Origin of the sequence: Paraburkholderia acidicola, from assembly GCF_002362315.1 — a bacterium.
Lineage (GTDB): Bacteria > Pseudomonadota > Gammaproteobacteria > Burkholderiales > Burkholderiaceae > Paraburkholderia > Paraburkholderia acidicola.
Genome location: NZ_MTZV01000006.1, coordinates 1,196,897 through 1,217,024 on the forward strand (window position 1 = coordinate 1,196,897; position 20,128 = coordinate 1,217,024).

A 20,128-nucleotide genomic window follows, 5' to 3' on the forward strand; every position below is an offset into this window, starting at 1 on the left:
CGCCGTGCATCGTCACGCATCGCTTCAAATGCCCCACGCACCGCGCGCTACGCCATTGCATCGAGGAAATCATCATGTCGACTCCCACTGCGTCCGCGTCCTCATCGCGCCGCCTCGCCGACCGTCTGCCGTCGCTTGCGGAAATCGGTCCGCTCATCGCGCTGTTGCTCGCAGGGCTGTTCTTCGTCTCGCAGAGTGATCGCTTTCTGTCGTTCCAGAATCTCTCGCTGATCCTGCAACAAACGATGGTTGTCGCCGTCATCGCGATCGGCCAGACCCTGATCGTGCTGACGGGCGGCATCGATCTGTCGTGCGGCATGGTGATGGCCTTCGGCTCGATCATCATGACCAAGTTCGCAGTCGTACTCGGCGTGCCGCCGGTGCTGGCGATCTTCTGCGGGATCGCGGCGAGCATGTTGTTCGGCGCGCTCAACGGCGTGTTGATCACGCGGATCAAGCTGCCACCGTTCATCGTCACGCTCGGCACGTTGAACATCGCGTTCGCGATTACTCAGATCTATTCGAACGCGGAGAGCGTGTCCAGCCTGCCCGACGCGATCATGTTCTTCGGCAACACGTTCCGGGTCGGTCCCGCAGAGATCACTTACGGCACCGTGCTCGCGCTGCTGATGTATCTCGTCGCCTGGTTCGTGCTGCGCGATACGGTGCCGGGGCGCCATCTGTATGCGCTCGGTAACAACGCGGAAGCCGCGCGCCTGATGGGACTGTCGTCGCAACGCATCCTGCTCACGGTATATACGCTCGCTGGCGCAATCTACGGGATCGCTGCGTTGCTGTCGGTTTCGCGCACCGGAGTCGGCGATCCGCAGGCAGGACAGACAGAGAACCTCGACAGCATTACGGCCGTGGTGCTCGGCGGAACGAGTCTGTTTGGCGGGCGTGGTTCGGTGGTGGGCACGTTGCTCGGCGCGCTGATCGTCGGCGTGTTCCGCAATGGGCTTACGTTGATCGGCGTGTCGTCGGTGTACCAGGTGCTGATCACCGGGATGCTGGTGATCCTCGCCGTCGCCGCCGACAAACTTTCGCACCGTCGCGCGTAAGCGCCAGGACACAGGAGATCGACATGTCGACACCTCAATCCACTGCCGCTGCGTCCGGCACAGTCACGCCGGTGCTGCAGGCCCGCGGCCTCGTCAAACGCTATGGCCAGGTCACCGCACTCGATGGCTGCGATTTCGAAGTCCTGCCTGGCGAAATCCTCGCCGTGATCGGCGACAACGGCGCAGGCAAGTCATCGCTAATCAAGGCGTTGTCGGGCGCGACTGTGCCCGACGAAGGCGAGATCCTGCTCGACGGCAAGCCGGTGAAATTCCGCAGCCCGCTCGACGCGCGCGAGCAAGGTATCGAAACCGTCTATCAGGAGCTCGCGGTTGCGCCCGCGATGAGCATCGCGGAAAACCTGTTCCTTGCGCGCGAAATCGTCAAGCGCGGCTGGCGCGGCTCGATTCTCAAGATGATCGACAAGCGCCGCATGCTGGAGGAAGCGACAGCACACATGAAGGATCTGCAGATCGGCATTCGCTCGATGCGGCAGGCCGTCGAAACGCTATCGGGCGGTCAGCGCCAGGGCGTCGCCGTCGCGCGCAGCGCAGCCTTTGCGCGACATGTGGTCATTCTCGACGAACCGACAGCCGCGCTCGGCGTGAAGGAAGGCAACATGGTGCTGGAATTGATTCGCCGCGTACGCGATCGCGGCCTGCCGGTCATCCTGATCAGCCACAACATGCCACATGTGTTCGAAGTCGCCGATCGTATCCACATCCAGCGTCTCGGCCGACGCGCGGCCGTCGTCAACACGAAGGACATCCATATGTCCGAGGCGGTGGCAATCATGACCGGTGCGAAAGAAGCGGACGTCAAGGCGATCGCATGATCTTTCTGCGCGACTTCGCGCGCCACTGACAGGCACGCTCATGAATACCGCTACCCGTTCGCCCCCCAGACGCACGGTCGGCTCGAACCAGGTCGGCATGCGCCAGTTCAACGAGCGGATCGTGCTACAGGCCATCCGTCTGCACGGCCCGTTGCCGAAGGCCGATGTCGGTCGGCTCACGCGGCTGTCCATGCAGACCGTATCGATGATCGTCGAGCGGCTGATTAGCGACGGACTGCTCGCCAAGCAACCGCGTGTGCGTGGTCGCATCGGTCAACCGTCGGTGCCAATCGCGCTGCGGCCCGACGGTGCGTTCACGATAGGTATCAAGGTTGGGCGCCGCAGTCTCGACGTACTCGCGATGGATTTCACCGGCAAGGTCTGCTGCCGCGAGGTGCTCGACTATGCGTATCCCGACCCGCGCATGCTGTTTCCCGCACTCGAAAGCAAGCTTGCGCGCGTGAACGATGCGCTCGGCGCGCGGGCCGCGAAAGTAGTCGGCGTTGGTGTGGCCGCGCCGCTATGGCTCGGCGGCTGGCGCGACTTTCTCGGCGCGCCGCAAGAGGCGCTCGATGCGTGGCACGACATCGACATCCGCAGTCGCATCGAAGCGATGACCGGCCTGCCCGTCGAATTCGCGAAAGACACTACCGCCGCGTGTGCCGCCGAACTCGTGATGGGCCAGGGGCGTGGCATTCACAACTTTCTGTATCTGTTTGTCGGTACGTTTATCGGCGGTGGGCTCGTGATCGACGGACGTCTGCATGGCGGCCCGCACGACAATGCGGGCGCGGTTGGATCGATCCCGCTGCAAGGCGCTACGCGTCAGGGCACGTCACCACCTGCGCGGCAACTGTTGCACGCAGCCTCCGGCTTCGTACTCGAGCAGGCAATCAGCGCAGCGGGCGCGCCGCCCGCTGCTGCACACGATCACCGTGCGCTGTCGGCCGACCTGTGGCGCCACACCGAACAGTGGCTCGACACCGCCTCTCCAGCGATTGCCGGCGCATTGACGAACGCCGCAGCGCTGCTCGATCTCGATGCAGTGGTAATCGACGGTGAACTCGACCGGCAGCTCGTGCGCGAAATCATCCGGCGCACGGAGCGTGTGCTTGATGGTTTCGAATGGGAGGGGATGGTGCGGCCGCAACTGCTCGAAGGCACCATCGGTGCGGACGCGCGTGCGATGGGCGGCGCGATCTTGCCGCTGTATGCGCATTTCGCACCGGTACACGAGCTGTTTTTGAAGCCAGCCGCTGAGGCTGATCAATGAGATCACGCTCAGTCCAAGTACGTCACACCATCGCGATGACTGAGATGTTGTAGTACCGGATCTTCCGTGTGGACCGCGACGAGATTCATGCCAGCAGAGAAACAGCGATATCCCAACTCTTCGACCAATCCTCTGATCGCGGCCTCGTCAGATTTGAAAATCTCGATCAAAAGTATGGGTTTGATATTTTGCAGTGTCTTACGCGCTCCGCGCAGTACCTCAATCTCCATACTTTCGACATCGAGCTTGATGAGATCGACACGCTGAAGATCAAGCGAATCGATACTCACCATCGGCACCGCTACGCCACGCGATGGGTCGTACGAAATGCTCTGACCGATATCTTCGGTGTTCTCTTTCTGACGCAATTCGAAACTGCCAAAGCTGGCGTGTGCGAAATAATCTGGCTGGGGAATAATCAATTCTCCGCAGTGCTCACCCAATGCAGCAAGCCTCGCACGTGCGTTCAGGCAATTATTGATCGCGATGTTGCCTGCCAGCGCATAGTAGAGGATTTCCTGCGCCTCGAAGCCAAGCACCCGCCCCCAGCCATGCATGTGGCGACCCCATTCGATCGTATGCACGCCGATATTGGCACCGCCGTCGATAGCAAAAACGCCATCGCCGAAATAGTGGCGGCGCTTGGTGAGCAGTGCAAGCACGAAGCTCACTTCACCCGCGCTAAAACTCGACGTTTGCAGAATATCCTGTCCTACACCGTAGACGTCCCCAGAGCTTTTAACGTTGTAGTCGTTACGATTGACAATCATCGTGCCGTGATTCGAGGCCGCGAGTATGAAGGCAATGGGACGAGCGGGAAATGACATGGAGTAGGTGCCCCTGTGAAGATTCTTTCACTACCAGAGTAGCGCACCCGTATCGCGAAGGAAAGACAGATGAGGGTACGGCTCTTCGGTTTCCTCATCTGCTGGAAGCGAACGAAAGCAGGTTGTCCGGACCTTCGTTATCCCGGGGACGCGCTCATTGCGTAGTCAGCCACGTTGCAGCATCTTGCACGACCGAATCCCAGTCGCCTTCATGCGTCTGCCGCAACACGGTTGCGCCTTCGATCCACGGCGTAGTCGTTCCCCGTGTACCCCAACGCCAGTCTCCGGACGTATTGACCGGTACACATGTCGGCTTGCCCATCATGGTCGCGAGATTGGCCACCGCCGAATCCACCGCGAGCACCGCATCCAGCTCTCCAACGCAGGCCGCCGTATCGTCGAAATGGAAGATGCCTGGCAGGTAGCGGCTGACGTCACCAGCGGGCGTGCCGGCTTGAGCTTCAACCAGCGGATGGTGCAGATTGACGAAATGCACGCGCCCGGTCACGGCGGGATTCGTTGTAATCCGGTTGAGCATCTCGAGCGGCAGGCTGCGACGTGCCGCCCAGCAACGCGCGATGCTGCCCAGCTCGGGCATATGCCGCTGACGGCAGTCCCAGAACAGACCGACAAGCTTCTTTCCCGGATGTTGCACGCGCAACTGCTGCGCCCATTCCTTCGCAATCTGCTGCTTCTCCGACGGAGCCCGCAGATACGCCTGAAAACGATATCCGGACACCGCCTGGCTGGCCTTAAGCAACGGCAAACAAAGCAGCGTCGCGTGCAGATCCGGTGCGAACGCCTGCACGCTCGCCTGCACGGCTTCAGGCAATGGTGCGTACGATTGCATCGGACTCGGCACACTGACGACTTCGCAATCGGGCAGCGATGCCTGCATCAGTTGATGGATCTGCGGAGCGCAAGTGATCATCACGCTCGCACCCGCTGCCCGCCAGTCGGCCACGCATGCGGCCAGCAGGAAGTTGTCGCCGAAGCCGAGCTGGTGCGTGACCAGCACGCGCCGCCCGTGCAGGTCGGGTTCGCCGGTCCACTCGGGAATGTCTGCCGGACGATAACTGTAGGCGTCGCCAGAATGGCTGCGCATGAGCCAGTGTGCGAAGCCGCGCGGATCGCCTGCCTTGAGCAGCGCCTGGCCCAGCAGGGACTCCGCCTCCGCGCGAACGTGCGTGCTGTCCGCGATCTGCCGCACCTCGTCCAGCAGCGGAATCGCCTTTGCGAGATCGCCGGCCATCATCAGGCTGTAGCCGAGCCTCAACTGGTAAATCGCTGACTCGCCGGATGTCGACAGATCATGTGCCAGCATGTCGGCCGCTTCAGCATGTCGTCCCACCAGGTTGAGCGCGGAAGCACGCATCGCCCGAAAATCAGCGTGATGGGGATCGAGCGCCAGCGCCCGCTCCGCCCAGGGAAGCATCTGGTCCTCGCGCGTGAGGGCGCTCAATATTTCGCATGCCTCCCAGATGATCGATAGATCGTGCGGGTTATGCGTATGGCGTTCGGCCACAGACTGTAGTCGCTGTTCCAACTCGATGGTCACGTTATCCGCCGAATTTTGCATCGCCACATTGACTAACCTTCCGTAGAGCTTATGTATTGCAAGATAGCTTCGTCCAGCAGGTCTCACTCCGGACCGGGGAATCGCAAACCGGTAGTGGTCGCGGACGGAATTTCCGTTAGAGGCGTGTCGAAGCAACGACTGCGAAGATTTTATCCGATGATTCGATATCGCAAATATGACGACGCGAGTCGACGAGTTCGACCGGCAATGCGTGCGTGAAATCGCGTTTCCCGCGCTTTCCCCGCATTTTGCTGATAGCCTGCGCATTCATCGAGATCCGCGGGCAAGCTCGCTACTTTCATGCAAAGTTTCTACGAAGCAACAGTCGCGCGGCCGGAACGGCCGCCGCTTGCCGGTAAGCACAACGCGTCGGTGTGTATCGTCGGCGGCGGGCTTGCCGGGCTATCGACAGCACTCGGGCTCGTCGAGCGCGGCATGCGCGACGTGGTCGTGCTCGAAGCGCAACAGGTTGGCTTCGGCGCGTCGGGCCGCAACGGCGGTTTTGTGTTCGGCGGCTACAGCCTCGACTGTGCAGACCTGCTGCGTACGCTGGGACCGGTCCACGCAAAGGCGCTCTACACACTCACCACCGATGCAGTCGAATTGATGCGCGAACGCATCCGCCGCTACGACATCGATTGCGATGCGACCCACGCCGGTGTGATCCTCGCCAACTGGTTCGACGAACCGGCTCGCCTCGAATCTCAGCGTCGTCTGATGAAGGACGCGTTCGACGTCGACTGGGAACCGGTGAGCCGCACCGACCTCGCCACACAACTGCGAACCAGCCGCTATTACGGCGGCCTGCTGGAACGCAACGCGTTCCACTTTCATCCGTTGAAGTACGTGCTGGGTATTGCCGCCGCAGCAGCGGCTGCGGGTGCGCGCATTCACGAGCATTCGCCGGTTGTGCGGCTCGAACGGCAGCCGGGCGGCGGCTTTCTGGTGCATACCGCGGGCGGCACGATCGAAGCCCAGCACGTCGTCATGGCAGGCGGTGGCTACGCACGCAACGTCTATCGCCCGGTCGAGCGCGCAGTACTGCCGATCGCCACCTACGTCGTCGCAACCGAGCCGCTCGGCGAGCGCCTGAAAGATGCGATCGACTGCGCGTCAGCGGTCTACGACACGCGCTTCGCCTTCGACTACTACCGTCCGTTAGCCGACACGCGCATCCTGTGGGGCGGCCGCATCTCGGTGCTGGAGCGTTCGCCGGACAGCATCGCGCGATTGCTTCGCCGCGATCTGCTGCGGGTGTACCCGCAACTCCACGATGTACGTATCGACTACGCGTGGGGCGGGCTGATGAGCTACGCGCGGCACAAGATGCCGCAGATCGGCCGCAGTGCAGACGGTGTCTGGTACGGCGTCGGCTTCGGTGGACACGGGATGGCACCCACTACGGTCTCCGGCGAATTATTGGCGGCGGCGATCTCCGGCGAACGGCCGGTGCCGGACGCGTTCGCTGCGTTCGGGCTCACCCGTACCTTCGGCGTGGCGGGTCTCGCAGCCGCCCAGCTCACGTACACCACGATGCAGACACGCGACGCCATCGCGGGGCGTCGGCGAGGTTCATCGTAAGCATGCCGAAACCCAACTGAGCCCAACTGAGCCCAACTTCGGAAAAACAAAAAAGAACCGCAAAAAACAGGCTTAAAACGACCGGTTCGGCGACCGGAGCAGCGATATTGACATGCTAGAATGCGCGCTCATCGCCGCTTAAAACGCACTATGAAACAGGCAAGCCAGGCTGCCCCGCCCGATTACGACGGCCCCCCTTCCGAAAGCCGGCGTAAGTACGATCCCGAACAGACGAAACGCAATATCCTCGACGTCGCCACCCAGGAATTCTCTGCCATGGGACTGGCAGGCGCGCGTGTCGATGCGATCGCCGAACGCACGAATACCACGAAGCGCATGCTGTATTACTACTTCCGCAGCAAGGAAGGGTTATACGAAGCTGTGCTGGAAAAGGTGTACAGCGACATCCGCGCGCTCGAACAGGATCTGCACATCGGCGCACTGACGCCCCTCGAAGGCTTGTGCACGCTGGTCGAATTCACGTTCGACTATCACGACAAACACCGCGATTTCGTGCGTCTTGTCACGATCGAGAATATCCACGGTGCAAAGTACGCCGAGCAGTTGACGTCGTTCAAGTCGCTCAATGCCAGCGCAATCCAGACCATCCATGACCTGCTCGCGCGCGGCGTCGCCGCCGGCGATTTTCGCGTCGACATCGATGCGATCGATCTGCATCTGTTGATCAGTTCGCTGTGCTTTCACCGGGTCAGCAACCGGCACACGTTCGGCACTGCGTTTGGCCGCGACCTGTCGCATCCGCGGCTGCGCGAGCAACATCGAGCGATGATCGTCGACGCGACGCTGCGCTTTGTGAAGCGTTAACGCTTGCTAATGCTCGCTAATGCGCGTTAGCGCACTGAGGCAGCCTGAAGCACGATCCGGCGAATATCGCCCACCACGAAGAGATACGACGCCGCACCGGCCAGCGCAATCGCGCCGATAAGCGCGAGCGCCCACACGAACGATCCGGTCGCCGCGACGATGAAGCCCACGGCGAGCGGTGTCACGATGCCCGCCAGATTCGCGGCGAAATTGAAGATTCCACCGGTTACGCCGAGCAATCCCTCCGGTGCGATGTCCGACACGAGTGTCCAGCCGAGCGCTGCCATCCCCTGCGCGAAGAACGCAACCGACAGGATCGCGATCACCGCCACATTGCTCTCTACGTAGTTCGCCAGCACGATCGTCGAAGCCAGCAGTAAGCCAGCGATAATCGGCAGCTTGCGCGCGACGTTCGCCGATCGACCGCGTCGCAGCAGCCAGTCAGAAAGCGTTCCACCGAACATCACGCCGAGCGACGCCGCAATGAACGGCATGATCGCGAAGAAACCGATCTTGAGCCAGCCCATGTGGCGCTCGGTGGCGAGGTAGGTCGGAAACCAGGTGAGAAAGAAGACGAGCGTCGCATTGCCCGCGAACTGGCCGAGGCAGATACCCGTCAGCTGACGATGCTTGAGCAGACGTCCGATCGTGCGCCACTCGAAGCCGCTCTTCTGCGGCCCTGTCGGATCCACCGGCAATGACTGCGTGAGACCGCCGCCGACCTCGATGTATTCGAGTTCCGCGGCATTCGCGGCCGGATGGTCGCGCGGCTCGCGATAGCACCGCCACCACACGATACCGAACGCCACACCCACCCCGCCCACTACATAAAACAACGCACGCCAGCCGAAAGCACCCATCAGCGCGAACAGGAACGGACTAAAGAACGCGAGGCCGATATATTCGCCGACCGTGTAGGTGCCGGTCGCCATCGCACGTTCGCTTTGCGGAAACCATGTCGCGACGACGCGGCTATTGACCGGAAAACACGGCGCCTCGGTGACACCAAGTCCAAGCCGGCACGCGAACAACGCGCCCGCACTGCCAACGAACCCTTGCGCGAGTGTGAAGAGCGACCAGAGCGTCATCGACAGAAAGTACGTGACCTTGCTGCCGAAACGATCGAGAAACAGACCGCCCGGTATCTGCGACGCGACATAGCTCCACGAGAACGCCGAGAACATCACGCCCATCAGTGCGGCGTTGATGCCGAGTTGCTTCGTCAATTGGGGTGCGGCGATGCCGAGCACCGTTCGGTCGAGATAATTGATCATCGTGCCGACCGCCAGCAGCGCGAGCATCCGGTAGCGGGCGTTCGAGCGGCGCATAGCCGGTTGCGTCGCGCTGCGCGATGCGGTCGTCCTATTGGCGAGGTCGGACGGTTTGGCGGGAGTAGATGGCGGCATCGGCTTAATTCAGTTGTCTCCTGGATGACGGGATGCGCGGCATCAGCGGTGCAGCAACGTCTGTAGATGCGCGAACATCCGCTCTGCATCGGGTTCATGGCCCGTGAAGAGACGTAACGCATCGGCTGCCTGATACGCAGCCATCCCACCGCCCGCGAGCGTGCGGCAGCCCACGGCTTCCGCCGCTTCGAGCAGCGCGGTGCGGATCGGGAAGTAGACGATGTCCGCAACCCATAGGTCACGATGCAGCAACTCGGCAGGTAGCGGCATACCGGGCAGCTTCACCATACCGGTCGGCGTAGCGTGGATCAGGCCCTGCGCCTGCGCCATCGCGCGTTCGAGCGATCCACAGGCCACCACCGACGCAGCCGGAAAACGCACTTGCAGTTCGCTCGCGAGCGCATCGGCACGCGCGGCATCGACGTCGAATAGCGTAAGTGCGCGCGTGCCGAGCGTCAGCGCCGCATGCGCGACCGCCGCTCCCGCGCCACCGGCGCCGAGTTGCACGACGCGCTCAAGCGGCGCATCCGGCAAGCCACGACGAAACGCCTGCGCAAAGCCCGACCAGTCGGTGTTATGGCCAATGCGCTTGCCGTCCTTCAGCAACACGGTATTGACCGCGCCGAGGGCTCGCGCGTCGTCGGACAGCGCATCGAGCAGCGGAACGATCTGCTGCTTGCATGGATAGGTAATGTTCAACCCGTCGAAACCCATGCGCTCGGCGGCAACCAGCAACTCCGGCAGTGCCGCGGTATCGAGTTGCAGCACATCCAGATCGATCCGCCGATACACATACTGCAAGCCGAGCCGCCTGCCCTCTTCTTCGTGCATCGCCGGGCTCAGCGAAGCGCCAATCCCACTACCGATCAATCCCACCAGGAACGATTGCTTCATCCGGCATTGCTCCGCTGCATAAGATCCGGCCCATTCGGAACCGGCGGTGCCACAACACCGACTACGTAATTGTTTGACAACTTTATCAAAAAATTCGTGTATGTTTGACAAAAATCCGGAACACGATTCCGGAAACGATTTCATAACGTCGCATCAGCGGCTTGAGCGATACAGGTTAAGGAGACAGGTATGGAGATGACGCAACCCCGTCGCCGGTTGAGAAAGATGCTGTTCGCGGCCGGCGCCACGCTCGTGGCCAGCCCGGCATTGGCACAGAGCAGCGTGACGCTGTACGGCATCGCCGATAACTCCATCGCTTACGCCAACAACCAGAAAGGCCATTCGAACTGGTATCTGCGCCAGGGCAACCTGTATGCATCGAAGTTCGGCTTACGTGGCAACGAGGATCTGGGTGGCGGCACTAGCGCGATCTTCGATCTGCAGGCGGGCTACGATCTGAACTCCGGCGCGGCGTCGGCGAGCGGCTTGCTGTTCAACCGTCAGGCGTTCGTCGGCCTGCAAAACAGGACTTACGGCACGTTCACGATGGGCCGCCAGTACACGCCGTATTTCCTGCTGGTCGGCCCGCTCGCATCGAGCAACTGGCTGACGGGCGCGACCGGCGCGCATCCCGGCGATATCGACGGGCTCGACACGACGATCCGCATCAACAATGCGCTGGTCTACACGTCACCGACCTGGTACGGACTGCAGGCAAGCGCGATGTACGCGTTAGGTGGCATCGCGGGCAGCACCGGCAAAGGCCAGACGCTGAGCGGCGCGCTGCATTATTCGAACGGGCCGATCGGTCTCGCCGCCGGTTATCTGCGCATCGATAACGCTGGCTCGACGACCGGTTTCGACCCGGCGTCGACGGGGAGTTTCGGCACATCGGCGTTGAACCAGGGCTACATCTCGGCACGCGCGATCCAGCACATTGCCGTAGCCGGCGACTACACGATCGGAAGTCTGATGCTCGGCCTCACGTACACGAATGTCGAGTACATGGCGGGCGGGCGGTCGATCTTCGCGGACACCGCCGTCTTCAACACCTACGGCGCGCTCGGCGTGTACCGCTTCACGCCTGCATTCGATATCGCCGGTGCTTTCTCGTACACGCTGGCTTCGAAGGCGAATGGCATATCGAGCGCGGCACGCTACCAGCAGTATTCGCTGAAACAGTCTTACCACCTGTCGAAGCGCACGACGCTGTACGCGCTCGAAGCGTGGCAGCACGCCACCGGACAGACGCTCGGCGCGCAGGGTGCGGGCGATATCGTCAACGCCGCTCCGGTGGTCGGCGACTCGCAGAACTCGACGCCGTCGTCGACGAGTTCGCAGTTCGTCGGCATGCTCGGTATCGCGGTCGCGTTTTAGTGCTCTGGATATGCATCGTTTCGCTACTTTGCTGACGGCTTGCCCCGCTGGCGGCGCCAGGTGTCATATCCACAGGTCGATATAATGCGCGTTTGGGCCCGCGGCACGTGAAGCGTCGTCGCACCATAGATGTAATGCGCCGCTACACACTGTCCGCATCGATCGAAAGCCAAGGAGAAATATGAGGAAGCTTGCGATTACCCTGTCAGTCCCGCTGCTGCTCGCCGCCTGTGGGCAGTTCCAGAACCCCGATGCCGGCGACCCGGTCGCCGATACGTTGACCCGGCGCCCCGTCGATGACGTCATCCAGTGTCTGACCCAGGAAGCCGCGAAACACAACACGAGCTTCCAGACGAGCGCGATCCCGCAAGGCAAGATGCTCGATTTCGGCGACTCGAACATCGTCAAGGTACGCAGCGACAACGGCGGAACGACGTACCGTTTCTATGCAGGCAAGCGCCACATGTCAAACCTCTGGCTCGAGAGCGCGGGCAAAACCTGCGCATCGTAATGTGCATGGGCGCTGCGGGGTAACCGTCAGTAATGGTCGGCGGATGATAAAAGCCGCGGAATCACGGCGATCTTAAGAATGGTTTAAGTCTTGGTCCGCATCATCCGTCGAACAGACTTGCACGAGGTGCGCCCATGAAGACTAGAGACATCCCCGCGGACGCTGCGCCGGCCGCCCCGAAGAAGCCGACCATCCTGCGCCGCCTGCTGAGCCATCACGAACTGGCTACGCTGTTGTTGCTGCTGAACGCGCCGATCCAGGCATTCGCCAAACCGGAATTCCCGATGCTTCAGGAAGCCGGTCTGGTTGAGACGGTCGCGTCCGATGCTGGCGTGCCGCAAATCCGTCTGACACCGGAAGGCAACGCGGTCCTGCGCGGCCTGGGCATCAGATAACAAGAACACGTAACAAGAAGTAAGCGACCCGGCGCCGAACTCCAGCTTCCTATCGCCGCGCAGCATCAGCACCTGTTTGCACCCGTCACGCCTGCCACACCCCATAACCCGCTTCACGCAGCCCGATCCCCAGTTCGACTTCCATGTCCCGTGCGCCATCGTACGGTAGCGGATTGAACACCTCGTAGAGTTCGGGCATCAGACGCACACCATAGTCGCGCACGTAGCGATTCGCCTGTATGTCGGCCTTGTGACGGTCGAAGCGCAGATCGGGATCGAGCCCGGTCATTCCCACATAGACACATGGCTTGCCGAACCGGTATTCCGGATTCGCCCGGCGAAAACGCGCCTCGTTCCAGACCGTATCCGCGAGCAAGACGACATACACGTAATAGCGCAGGCGGGGTGTGCGAGCGGCCATGTCGGTTGTGCTCAGCCGCGTGCGTGGCCGTGCAGCAGCGTGCGGTACTCGCTCGGTGTCACGCCGACGGTGGCCTTGAACTGTCGCGTGAATGCGCTGTGATCGGTGTAGCCGCACAGCGCGGCAACGTCGGTGACCTTGTCGTGCGACATCAGCAGCGCGGTGGCTGCGTCGAGCCGCGTCTTCAACAGCACCTGGCGCGGCGTCAGATGAAACACCTTGTGGAAGTAACGCTCGAGCTGCGCCACCGACATGTCCGCCATCGCCGCCAGTTGCTTCAGATTCAGCGGCTGCACGTAGTTGTCCTGGATGTACTGGACGACCGCGGCAAGCCGGCTATACGCGGGATGGCTGCCTTCGTCGGCTCGCAGGTCGCGCGAGATACCGGCGAGACCGACCACATGGCCGGCTGCATCGCGTAGCGGCTGCTTGCAGGTCAGGCACCAGCCCGGCTGGCGTCCCGCGTAGAGATGCAACTCCAGTTGATCGACCATCTCGTTGCCGACGTCGATCACCGCCTTGTCCTGCGCGGTATAGATGCGGCCGAAACGGCGCGGAAAGACATCTTCAGCGGTCTTGCCGAGCAATGCCTGCTTGTCCTTCTGGCCGCAGCGCGATGCGAGCGTTCGGTTGACGAGCGCATAGCGCGCATGCGCGTCTTTCACGAAGAACACGACGTCGGGCATTGCATCGAAGATCGGTTCGAGCAGCGTGAAGTGCGCGAGCATGCCGCTTAGCGTTGCGTCCGCTGCGTACGGTGGCAACAGTAGCGAATCGAGCGGTGCTGGCGAATCGGGCGGGGGAACCGGTAGGGTCATCGTGCGGAGCGCGTGTATCGAGCGCAAAGAGCGGCTGTGCGGCCGATTATAGGGCCGTGTGGCGGGCGAAAGAATCCGTAGGTGATCGGGATGGAGATGCAGGGTTGGGCGCGTGCGGTGATTGCGCGCGCGGCGGCTTGCTGGTGTCTCAGTTGATGCCTCGGTTAATGCGCCGATTCGTGCACTGATTCGTCCGCTGGCCCATACGCCGCTTCACACGCGAGTGGCTGCGTCACCTCGTTCCGCAACCGGCGCCCCGTCTGCAGCCATCAGCGTCCCGATCCGCGTCGCGCCGAACGGCGGACGCCACTGCGCCACATCCCAACCGAACAGCGTCTGCACCGCCGTTCCGCAGACACGCCCCTGGCACGCGCCCATCCCGCAACGCGTATGCAGGCGCGCCGCACGCCAGTCCGGCTGCGCGCGAACCTCGCCGCAGGTTACGTCTTCGCAGCGGCACAACAGCGTGTCGTCGGGTGGCGTTGCCAGTGCGGCTTCGCCGAGTGCGAACGTCGTATGCAGCCGTGCGGCGAAGCGCTGCCAGCGCACACGCTGTGTGCGCAACCGCGCTGCGTCGTGCGTGCTGCTGCCCGCACCGCCGCCCGCTGCCCAGCCCGCAATCGCCCCTTCGACACACGCCAGCTCCACCCCGCCGATGCCCGTACATTCGCCGGCCGCATACACGCCGTCTACGGATGTGCGCTGCGCGTCGTCAACCGCAATGCTGCCATCGGCGCGGATCGCACAACCGAGCGCCCGCGCAACCTCAACATTCGGCGTGAGCCCGTAACCACACGCAACGCGATCACATGCAAGCGTCACGGCACGGCCGTCGGCACGACGGATCTCGACCGCTTCGACACGTTCCGCACCGCGCGCTGCACGCACCACGCTGCCGCTCCAATAGCGTGAACCGACGAAACCGTGCGTCAACTGAAATGCCTGCCACAGCTTGGATGGCGTAACGGCAAGCGACACGCCGAAGCGCACAAGTGCAGCCTGCGGCGCCTGCTCGACAACAGCCAGTACCTGCGCGCCCGCATCGCGCGCAGTCGCGAATGCGGCGAGTAGCAACGGCCCGCTACCCGCTATCACGATGCGCTCGCCGCGCACCGGCATGCCGCCTTTGATGAGCGCCTGCAAGCCCCCCGCTCCGGTCACGCCCGGCAGCGTCCAGCCGGCAAACGGCAACAGCCGTTCGCGCGCACCGGTTGCGAGAATCAGCCGGTCGTAGGTGATCGTCGCACCGCCCCGCTCCGCCGATTCCACCAGCAGACCACGCGCGTCGAGCGGCGCAACGATGCGGGTCGACGGCCACAGCGTTATCTGCGATGCGTAGTCGGCAAGCGCAGCGAGCCGCTCGCGCAACGCATCCCGCGGCGGATGCGCCGGCCCCTGACGCCACACCTGTCCGCCTGCGTGCGGATTGTCATCGAGCACCGCGATGCGTGCGCCCGAGCGCGCAGCCGCGCGCGCCGCGCTGAGCCCAGCCGGCCCCGCGCCGACAATGACGATGTCGTAGTGCTCATTCATCGCGCGACACCGTCGTTTCGACTACCAGCCCATTGCGACACACAGTCTGACAGCCCAGCACATGCGCGCGACCATCGATCGTCACGCGACATTCCTGGCACACGCCCATCCCGCACACGGCCGCCCTCGGCTGACCGCTCACCGACGTACGCGTACCGCGAACACCTTCGATTGCAAGAGCGGCTGCAACGCTTATACCCGCAGGCACCACAACCACGCGACCATCGATCGTTACCTGCACCCGTGCGCCATTCATTGCAGCGTCTCCAGCCCGTCACGCACGGAAGCAAAGCGCTGCGGCAAATAAGGTTCGACAGGGATCGGGGGGGCAGTACGCAGGATCTGCGCGGCGAGCAGCTTCGCCGTAGCAAGCGACGTCGTGACACCGAGCCCCTCGTGGCCAACCGCGAGCCACACACCCGGCGCGGCATCGCTGGCTGGACCGATCAACGGTAAACCGTCCGGCGACGCGGCCCGCAACCCGGTCCATGCACGCAACCCGTTAAGCGTTGGCAACTCGGGCAAATAGCGCGCCGCACGGCGCAGCATCTGCGCGAGCACCGGCATCTCGACGGCGGGATCGATCGTATCGAACTGGCGCGACGAGCCGAGCAACAACTGACCGGTCGGCCGCGGCTGCGCATTGAACGCCACCGACGTCCCCACCGCGTGATGCGCGCTCTTGATGTAGCCGAGTTCGAGCAGTTGATGCCGGATCAGCCCTGGGTAGCGATCGGTAATCAGCAGATGACCCTTCTTCGGCCGCAACGGTAGCGACGGCACGAGACGCTGCGCGCTGCTACCGTTCGCGACGATCACGCGCGCGCCTCGCACGTGCTCACCGTTGGCCAATGTGACGCCGTCGGCATCGATGGCTACGACTTCGGCGCCGGTCCGAACACGGATCTTCGCTGCGGCCGGCGACGCTTCGAGCAGCCACTGTGCGGCGGTCGGTGCGTAGACGATGCTGTCATCGGTAATGCGCAAGCCGCCGGCCATGCCGTGCGCTAACGCTGGCTCACACGCTCGCAGCGCGGCGGTATCGAGCAACTCGCCCGCCACACCCTGCGCTGCGAACGCCTCATGCATGGCGAGGGCCGCGGTCCATTCTTCATCGTCGGCGGCAACCCACAGCGTGCCGCAACGCGCGAACGCGTCGCGCGCGCGCAGCTCGGGTGCGAGCGCGAGCCACAACGCGCGCGCATAGCGGGTCAAGGCGAACTCGGCAGGCGAATCGTTCATTACGACCAGATGCCCCATGCCCGCGGCAGTCGCTCCCCCACCGATCCCCTGCGCATCGATCACGTCGACCCGCAGCCCGCGCGCCGCCAGTTCCGCCGCGCACGCCGCGCCAACGATCCCCGCGCCAACGACGATCGCATCCGCGATAGTGTGTGAGCCCATCCCTGCGCTCATGCGGTATGCACGCCCCATGCGAACGGATCGTGCTCATCGAAGCACAAACGTCCTTCCGCCATGACGTACGCACGACCGGTAATAGTCGGCACCACGGTGCGCCCGTCGCCACTGTGCCGGTAACTCGCCTCGAACACACTGCCGATGATGCTCTCCTGACGCCACACGTTATCTTCGGCCAGCTTCCCGTCTGCCGCGAGACACGCGACTTTCGCGCTCGTGCCAGTGCCACATGGCGAGCGATCGTACGCGCTACCTGGACACAGCACGAAGCTGCGACTATCGATGCCTTCACGAGAACCCGGACCAAACAGTTCGATGTGATCGATCATCGCGCCGTCCGCACCAGTAATTCCCTGCGCGATGAGCGCGTCGCGCATCGCATCGCTGAATGCAGTCAACTCGCCGATGTTCGACGGCACGAGCGCACGACCGTGATCCGCGACAAGAAAGAACCAGTTGCCACCCCAGCCGATATCACCGGTGAAAGTACCGTATGCAGGCACGTCGAGGCTCACGTCCTTGCGGAAACGCCACGCGGGCACGTTGCGCAGCGCGACGCTACCGTCATCGTTGAGCGTCGCTTCGACGACGCCGACCGGCGTTTCGATGCGATGCCGTCCTGGCCCGATGCGGCCCATATGTGCAAGCGACGCGACAAGTCCGATCGTGCCGTGCCCGCACATGCCGAGGTAGCCGACGTTGTTGAAAAAGATCACGCCTGCCGCGCATTCCGGGTCGTTCGGTTCGCACAGCAACGCGCCGACCATCACGTCCGAGCCGCGCGGCTCGGTAACGATGCCGGCGCGCCACGCATCGAAGTGCGAGCGAAACCGGTCGAGCCGTTCAGCGAGCGTGCCGTCGCCGAGATCCGGGCCGCCCGAGACGACGAGACGGGTCGGCTCGCCGCCGGTGTGAGAGTCGATGATGTTCAGGGTTTTCATGCCGCCATGGTAGAAACCCGGCGGCGGCGAGTCTTGGCGCCGTTGCGCAGCGATTGTGACGATTTCGGCATAACGTGAGAATCGGGCTGGCTACGGCTTGCATGACACACAGCAGCAACACGCGGGTTGTGCCGAAATCGTCACGCCGCACGCGCGAATCGCGCAAGACGCATTGTTTTTCCGTGCTTACACTGCGACTCACTCAATACCACCCAAACATTCAGGAGAGTAGTCGTGGCGCATATCTGGGAAGGCGTATGGCCTGCAGTCACCACCAAGTTCAACGCGGATTTCAGCATAGACCGCCAGTGGACCGGGAAGAACATCGACGCGCAGATCGAGGCGGGCGTCGACGGCATCATCGTGTGTGGATCGTTGGGCGAAGCGTCGACGCTCTCTCTCGATGAGAAGCTCGAGGTACTCGATATCGCGGTGGACGCATCACATGGCCGCGTGCCGGTGCTGCTGACGATTGCCGAAAACAGCACACTCGATGGTTGCCGCCAGGCCGAAGCCGGTGCGAAGCATGGCGCAAGCGGCTACATGGTCTTGCCGGGCCTGCGCTATCTGTCGGACCGACGCGAGACGCTGCATCATTTCCGCTCGGTGGCGAGCGCGAGCGCGCTGCCGCTGATGATCTACAACAATCCGCTCGCGTACGGCGTCGACATGACGCCCGACATGTTCGCTGAGATCGCCGATGAAAAGAAAATCGTCGCGATCAAGGAATCGTGCGGCGATGTGCGCCGCGTGACCGATCTGATCAACGCGGTCGGCGACCGCTTCGCGATTCTCTGCGGCGTCGACAACCTCGCGATGGAAGCCTTGCTAATGGGCGCGCACGGCTGGGTAGCCGGTCTCGTCTGCGCGTTTCCGCACGAGACGGTCGCGATCTACAAGCTGCTGAAAGCGGGCCGCCTCGAAGAAGCACGCGCGATCTACCGCTGGTTCGCGCCGCTGCTCGCACTCGATGTTTCCGCCAAGCTCGTGCAGAACATCAAGCTCGCGGAAACGATCGTCGGCCTCGGCACTGAGCCCGTGCGTCCGCCACGCCTGCCGCTCGTCGGTGACGAACGCAAGGCCGTCGAAGCGTTGATCCGTCACGCGATCGAAGCGCGCCCGACGCTACCGTCGCTGTAAAACAGCACCGCTTTCGCAGTTGCCCTAGTTTCAGCAGTTGCACTACCACGGCTGTCGACGCAACGCCGACGGCGCCGCACATCGTGCGCGCCGTCGCGCATCCATAACGGGGGAGATCACAGTGAAGCTCAAGGTACGGCATTTTGGAGTCGCATCGCTTGCGACGGTGGCGGCGGTGGCGGCGCTTGGAGGCGGCGTCGCCCATGCGGCGTCGGGGGATATCGTCAAGATCGGTTTTGCGGCGCCGCTCACCGGCCCGCAGTCGAACTACGGCATCGACATGCAGAAAGGCGCGCAACTCGCAGTCGACGATTTCAACGCGACGAATCCGACCATCGGTGGCAAGCCGGTCAAGTTCGTGCTCGAAGCCGAAGACGATCAGGCCGATCCGCGCACCGGTACGACAGTCGCGCAGCAACTGATCGACGAGAACGTGCGCGGCATCATCGGTCACTTCAATTCGGGCACCAGTATTCCTGCTTCGGATCTTTACGACCACGCGGGCTTACCGCAGATTTCGATGGCGACCTCGCCGCAATACACGGCGCGCGGCTACAAGACAACGTACCGCCTGCTCACGAGCGACTCGCAGGCCGGCAGCATCATGGGTACGTATGTCGTGAAGACGCTGAAGTACCGGCGCATTGCGATCATCGATGACCGCACTGCCTACGGCCAGGGCATCGCCGACGAGTTCGCGAACGCCGTGCAGGCCGCGGGCGGCACCGTGATCAAACGCGATTTCACCAACGACAAGGCACTAGACTTCGCGGCGATCCTGACCAACCTCAAGGGTATGAACCCGGATGCGATCTTCTACGGCGGAGGCGACGCACAATCGTCGCCGATGATTCGCAAGATGCGGCAGCTCGGCATCGGGTCGGCGTTTATCACTGGCGAGATGTCGAAGTCGCCGACGTTCCTGAAGGTGGGCGGCAGCGCGGCCGAAGGCGCGATCGTCTACATGGGCGGTTTGCCGAATCAGCGGATGCCGGGCTTCAAGGGCTTCGAGACGCGCTATGAAGCGCGCTTCCACGAGAGCCCCGTCACCTACGCACCGTATTCCTACGACGGCACGATCGCGCTGCTCACCGCAATGAAAAACGCGAACTCCACCGATCCGAAGATCTACACACCGTTCTTGCAGAAGACCGATTTGAAGGGCGTGACGTCGAGCGACATCGCCTACGATTCGAAGGGTGATCTGAAAGATGCACCGGTGACGATCTACAAGGTGCAGCAAGGCGCGTTCCAGCCAATCGATACGATCGGCGGCAGGAGCTAGATGGTGTTG

General features: G+C 62.8%; 20 protein-coding genes. 10 read left to right on the forward strand and 10 right to left on the reverse strand.

Annotation, left to right across the window (positions count from 1 at the left end; all coding sequences use genetic code 11):
• The first annotated feature begins 74 nt into the window (after positions 1-74).
• From BWP39_RS24045 to BWP39_RS24055, 3 genes are read left to right on the forward strand one after another with little or no spacing between them, the layout of a single operon-like run.
• Positions 75-1,061, forward strand: a complete 987-nt coding sequence (locus tag BWP39_RS24045) for an ABC transporter permease (protein ID WP_091007435.1) — start codon at positions 75-77, stop codon at positions 1,059-1,061.
• Positions 1,062-1,084: 23 nt separating this feature from the next.
• The gene (locus tag BWP39_RS24050) at positions 1,085-1,894 is read left to right on the forward strand and encodes an ATP-binding cassette domain-containing protein (protein ID WP_091007439.1); all 810 of its coding nucleotides are present in this window, start codon (positions 1,085-1,087) and stop codon (positions 1,892-1,894) included.
• Positions 1,895-1,934: 40 nt separating this feature from the next.
• Positions 1,935-3,167, forward strand: coding sequence for an ROK family transcriptional regulator (locus BWP39_RS24055; RefSeq protein WP_096724745.1), 1,233 nt, complete (start codon positions 1,935-1,937; stop codon positions 3,165-3,167).
• Between the two features lie 8 nt (positions 3,168-3,175).
• Here the strand turns inward: BWP39_RS24055 and BWP39_RS24060 are convergent, their stop codons facing one another.
• Both BWP39_RS24060 and BWP39_RS24065 read right to left on the reverse strand, forming a co-directional pair.
• Complete coding sequence (locus tag BWP39_RS24060; protein ID WP_096724747.1) at positions 3,176-3,994, reverse strand: FkbM family methyltransferase; 819 nt, start codon at positions 3,992-3,994, stop codon at positions 3,176-3,178.
• A 154-nt stretch (positions 3,995-4,148) separates the two neighbouring features.
• Positions 4,149-5,552, reverse strand: a complete 1,404-nt coding sequence (locus BWP39_RS24065; protein ID WP_207557069.1) for a bacterial transcriptional activator domain-containing protein — start codon at positions 5,550-5,552, stop codon at positions 4,149-4,151.
• Positions 5,553-5,873: 321 nt separating this feature from the next.
• Between BWP39_RS24065 and BWP39_RS24070 the strand changes: the two genes are divergently transcribed.
• Both BWP39_RS24070 and BWP39_RS24075 read left to right on the forward strand, forming a co-directional pair.
• Positions 5,874-7,154, forward strand: coding sequence for an NAD(P)/FAD-dependent oxidoreductase (locus BWP39_RS24070; protein ID WP_096724749.1), 1,281 nt, complete (start codon positions 5,874-5,876; stop codon positions 7,152-7,154).
• 150 nt (positions 7,155-7,304) lie between these two features.
• Positions 7,305-7,979 (forward strand): TetR family transcriptional regulator, encoded by a 675-nt coding sequence (locus tag BWP39_RS24075; RefSeq protein WP_096724751.1) that lies wholly within the window; start codon positions 7,305-7,307, stop codon positions 7,977-7,979.
• 26 nt (positions 7,980-8,005) lie between these two features.
• On the opposite strand, the gene BWP39_RS24080 is transcribed toward BWP39_RS24075, so the two are convergent.
• Both BWP39_RS24080 and BWP39_RS24085 read right to left on the reverse strand, forming a co-directional pair.
• Positions 8,006-9,385 (reverse strand): MFS transporter, encoded by a 1,380-nt coding sequence (locus tag BWP39_RS24080; RefSeq protein WP_096724753.1) that lies wholly within the window; start codon positions 9,383-9,385, stop codon positions 8,006-8,008.
• 42 nt (positions 9,386-9,427) lie between these two features.
• A complete protein-coding gene (locus BWP39_RS24085) occupies positions 9,428-10,279 on the reverse strand; it encodes a shikimate dehydrogenase (protein WP_096724755.1) in 852 nt (283 codons plus the stop codon).
• A 225-nt stretch (positions 10,280-10,504) separates the two neighbouring features.
• Here BWP39_RS24085 and BWP39_RS24090 point away from each other — a divergent pair, with 225 nt between their 5' ends.
• The 3 genes from BWP39_RS24090 (at position 10,505) to BWP39_RS24100 (ending at position 12,562) form a co-directional block, all read left to right on the forward strand.
• On the forward strand, positions 10,505-11,656 hold the full coding sequence (locus BWP39_RS24090) for a porin (protein ID WP_235851506.1): 1,152 nt from the start codon (positions 10,505-10,507) through the stop codon (positions 11,654-11,656).
• A 181-nt stretch (positions 11,657-11,837) separates the two neighbouring features.
• Positions 11,838-12,167, forward strand: a complete 330-nt coding sequence (locus BWP39_RS24095) for a hypothetical protein (RefSeq protein WP_096724759.1) — start codon at positions 11,838-11,840, stop codon at positions 12,165-12,167.
• Positions 12,168-12,301: 134 nt separating this feature from the next.
• The gene (locus tag BWP39_RS24100) at positions 12,302-12,562 is read left to right on the forward strand and encodes a hypothetical protein (RefSeq protein WP_096724761.1); all 261 of its coding nucleotides are present in this window, start codon (positions 12,302-12,304) and stop codon (positions 12,560-12,562) included.
• 85 nt (positions 12,563-12,647) lie between these two features.
• Here the strand turns inward: BWP39_RS24100 and BWP39_RS24105 are convergent, their stop codons facing one another.
• The 6 genes from BWP39_RS24105 to BWP39_RS24130 all read right to left on the reverse strand — a co-directional run bounded on the left by BWP39_RS24105 (position 12,648) and on the right by BWP39_RS24130 (position 17,694).
• The gene (locus tag BWP39_RS24105) at positions 12,648-12,983 is read right to left on the reverse strand and encodes a hypothetical protein (RefSeq protein ID WP_096724763.1); all 336 of its coding nucleotides are present in this window, start codon (positions 12,981-12,983) and stop codon (positions 12,648-12,650) included.
• Positions 12,984-12,994: 11 nt separating this feature from the next.
• Positions 12,995-13,801, reverse strand: coding sequence for an AraC family transcriptional regulator (locus tag BWP39_RS24110; RefSeq protein WP_207557072.1), 807 nt, complete (start codon positions 13,799-13,801; stop codon positions 12,995-12,997).
• A 213-nt stretch (positions 13,802-14,014) separates the two neighbouring features.
• A complete protein-coding gene (locus BWP39_RS24115; protein ID WP_096724765.1) occupies positions 14,015-15,334 on the reverse strand; it encodes an FAD-dependent oxidoreductase in 1,320 nt (439 codons plus the stop codon).
• A complete protein-coding gene (locus tag BWP39_RS24120; protein ID WP_096724767.1) occupies positions 15,327-15,590 on the reverse strand; it encodes a (2Fe-2S)-binding protein in 264 nt (87 codons plus the stop codon). Before BWP39_RS24120 ends, BWP39_RS24115 begins: the two co-directional genes overlap by 8 nt.
• Positions 15,587-16,738 (reverse strand): NAD(P)/FAD-dependent oxidoreductase, encoded by a 1,152-nt coding sequence (locus BWP39_RS24125; RefSeq protein ID WP_096724769.1) that lies wholly within the window; start codon positions 16,736-16,738, stop codon positions 15,587-15,589. The genes BWP39_RS24120 and BWP39_RS24125 overlap by 4 nt, the downstream gene beginning before the upstream one ends.
• Positions 16,739-16,746: 8 nt before the next feature.
• Positions 16,747-17,694, reverse strand: coding sequence for a 4-hydroxyproline epimerase (locus BWP39_RS24130; RefSeq protein WP_096724771.1), 948 nt, complete (start codon positions 17,692-17,694; stop codon positions 16,747-16,749).
• A 234-nt stretch (positions 17,695-17,928) separates the two neighbouring features.
• On the opposite strand from BWP39_RS24130, the gene BWP39_RS24135 reads away from it, so the two are divergent.
• Together BWP39_RS24135 and BWP39_RS24140 are read left to right on the forward strand one after the other, a co-directional pair.
• Complete coding sequence (locus BWP39_RS24135; RefSeq protein WP_096724773.1) at positions 17,929-18,834, forward strand: dihydrodipicolinate synthase family protein; 906 nt, start codon at positions 17,929-17,931, stop codon at positions 18,832-18,834.
• Between the two features lie 121 nt (positions 18,835-18,955).
• Positions 18,956-20,119, forward strand: coding sequence for a branched-chain amino acid ABC transporter substrate-binding protein (locus BWP39_RS24140; RefSeq protein ID WP_207557073.1), 1,164 nt, complete (start codon positions 18,956-18,958; stop codon positions 20,117-20,119).
• Positions 20,120-20,128 lie beyond the last annotated feature (9 nt).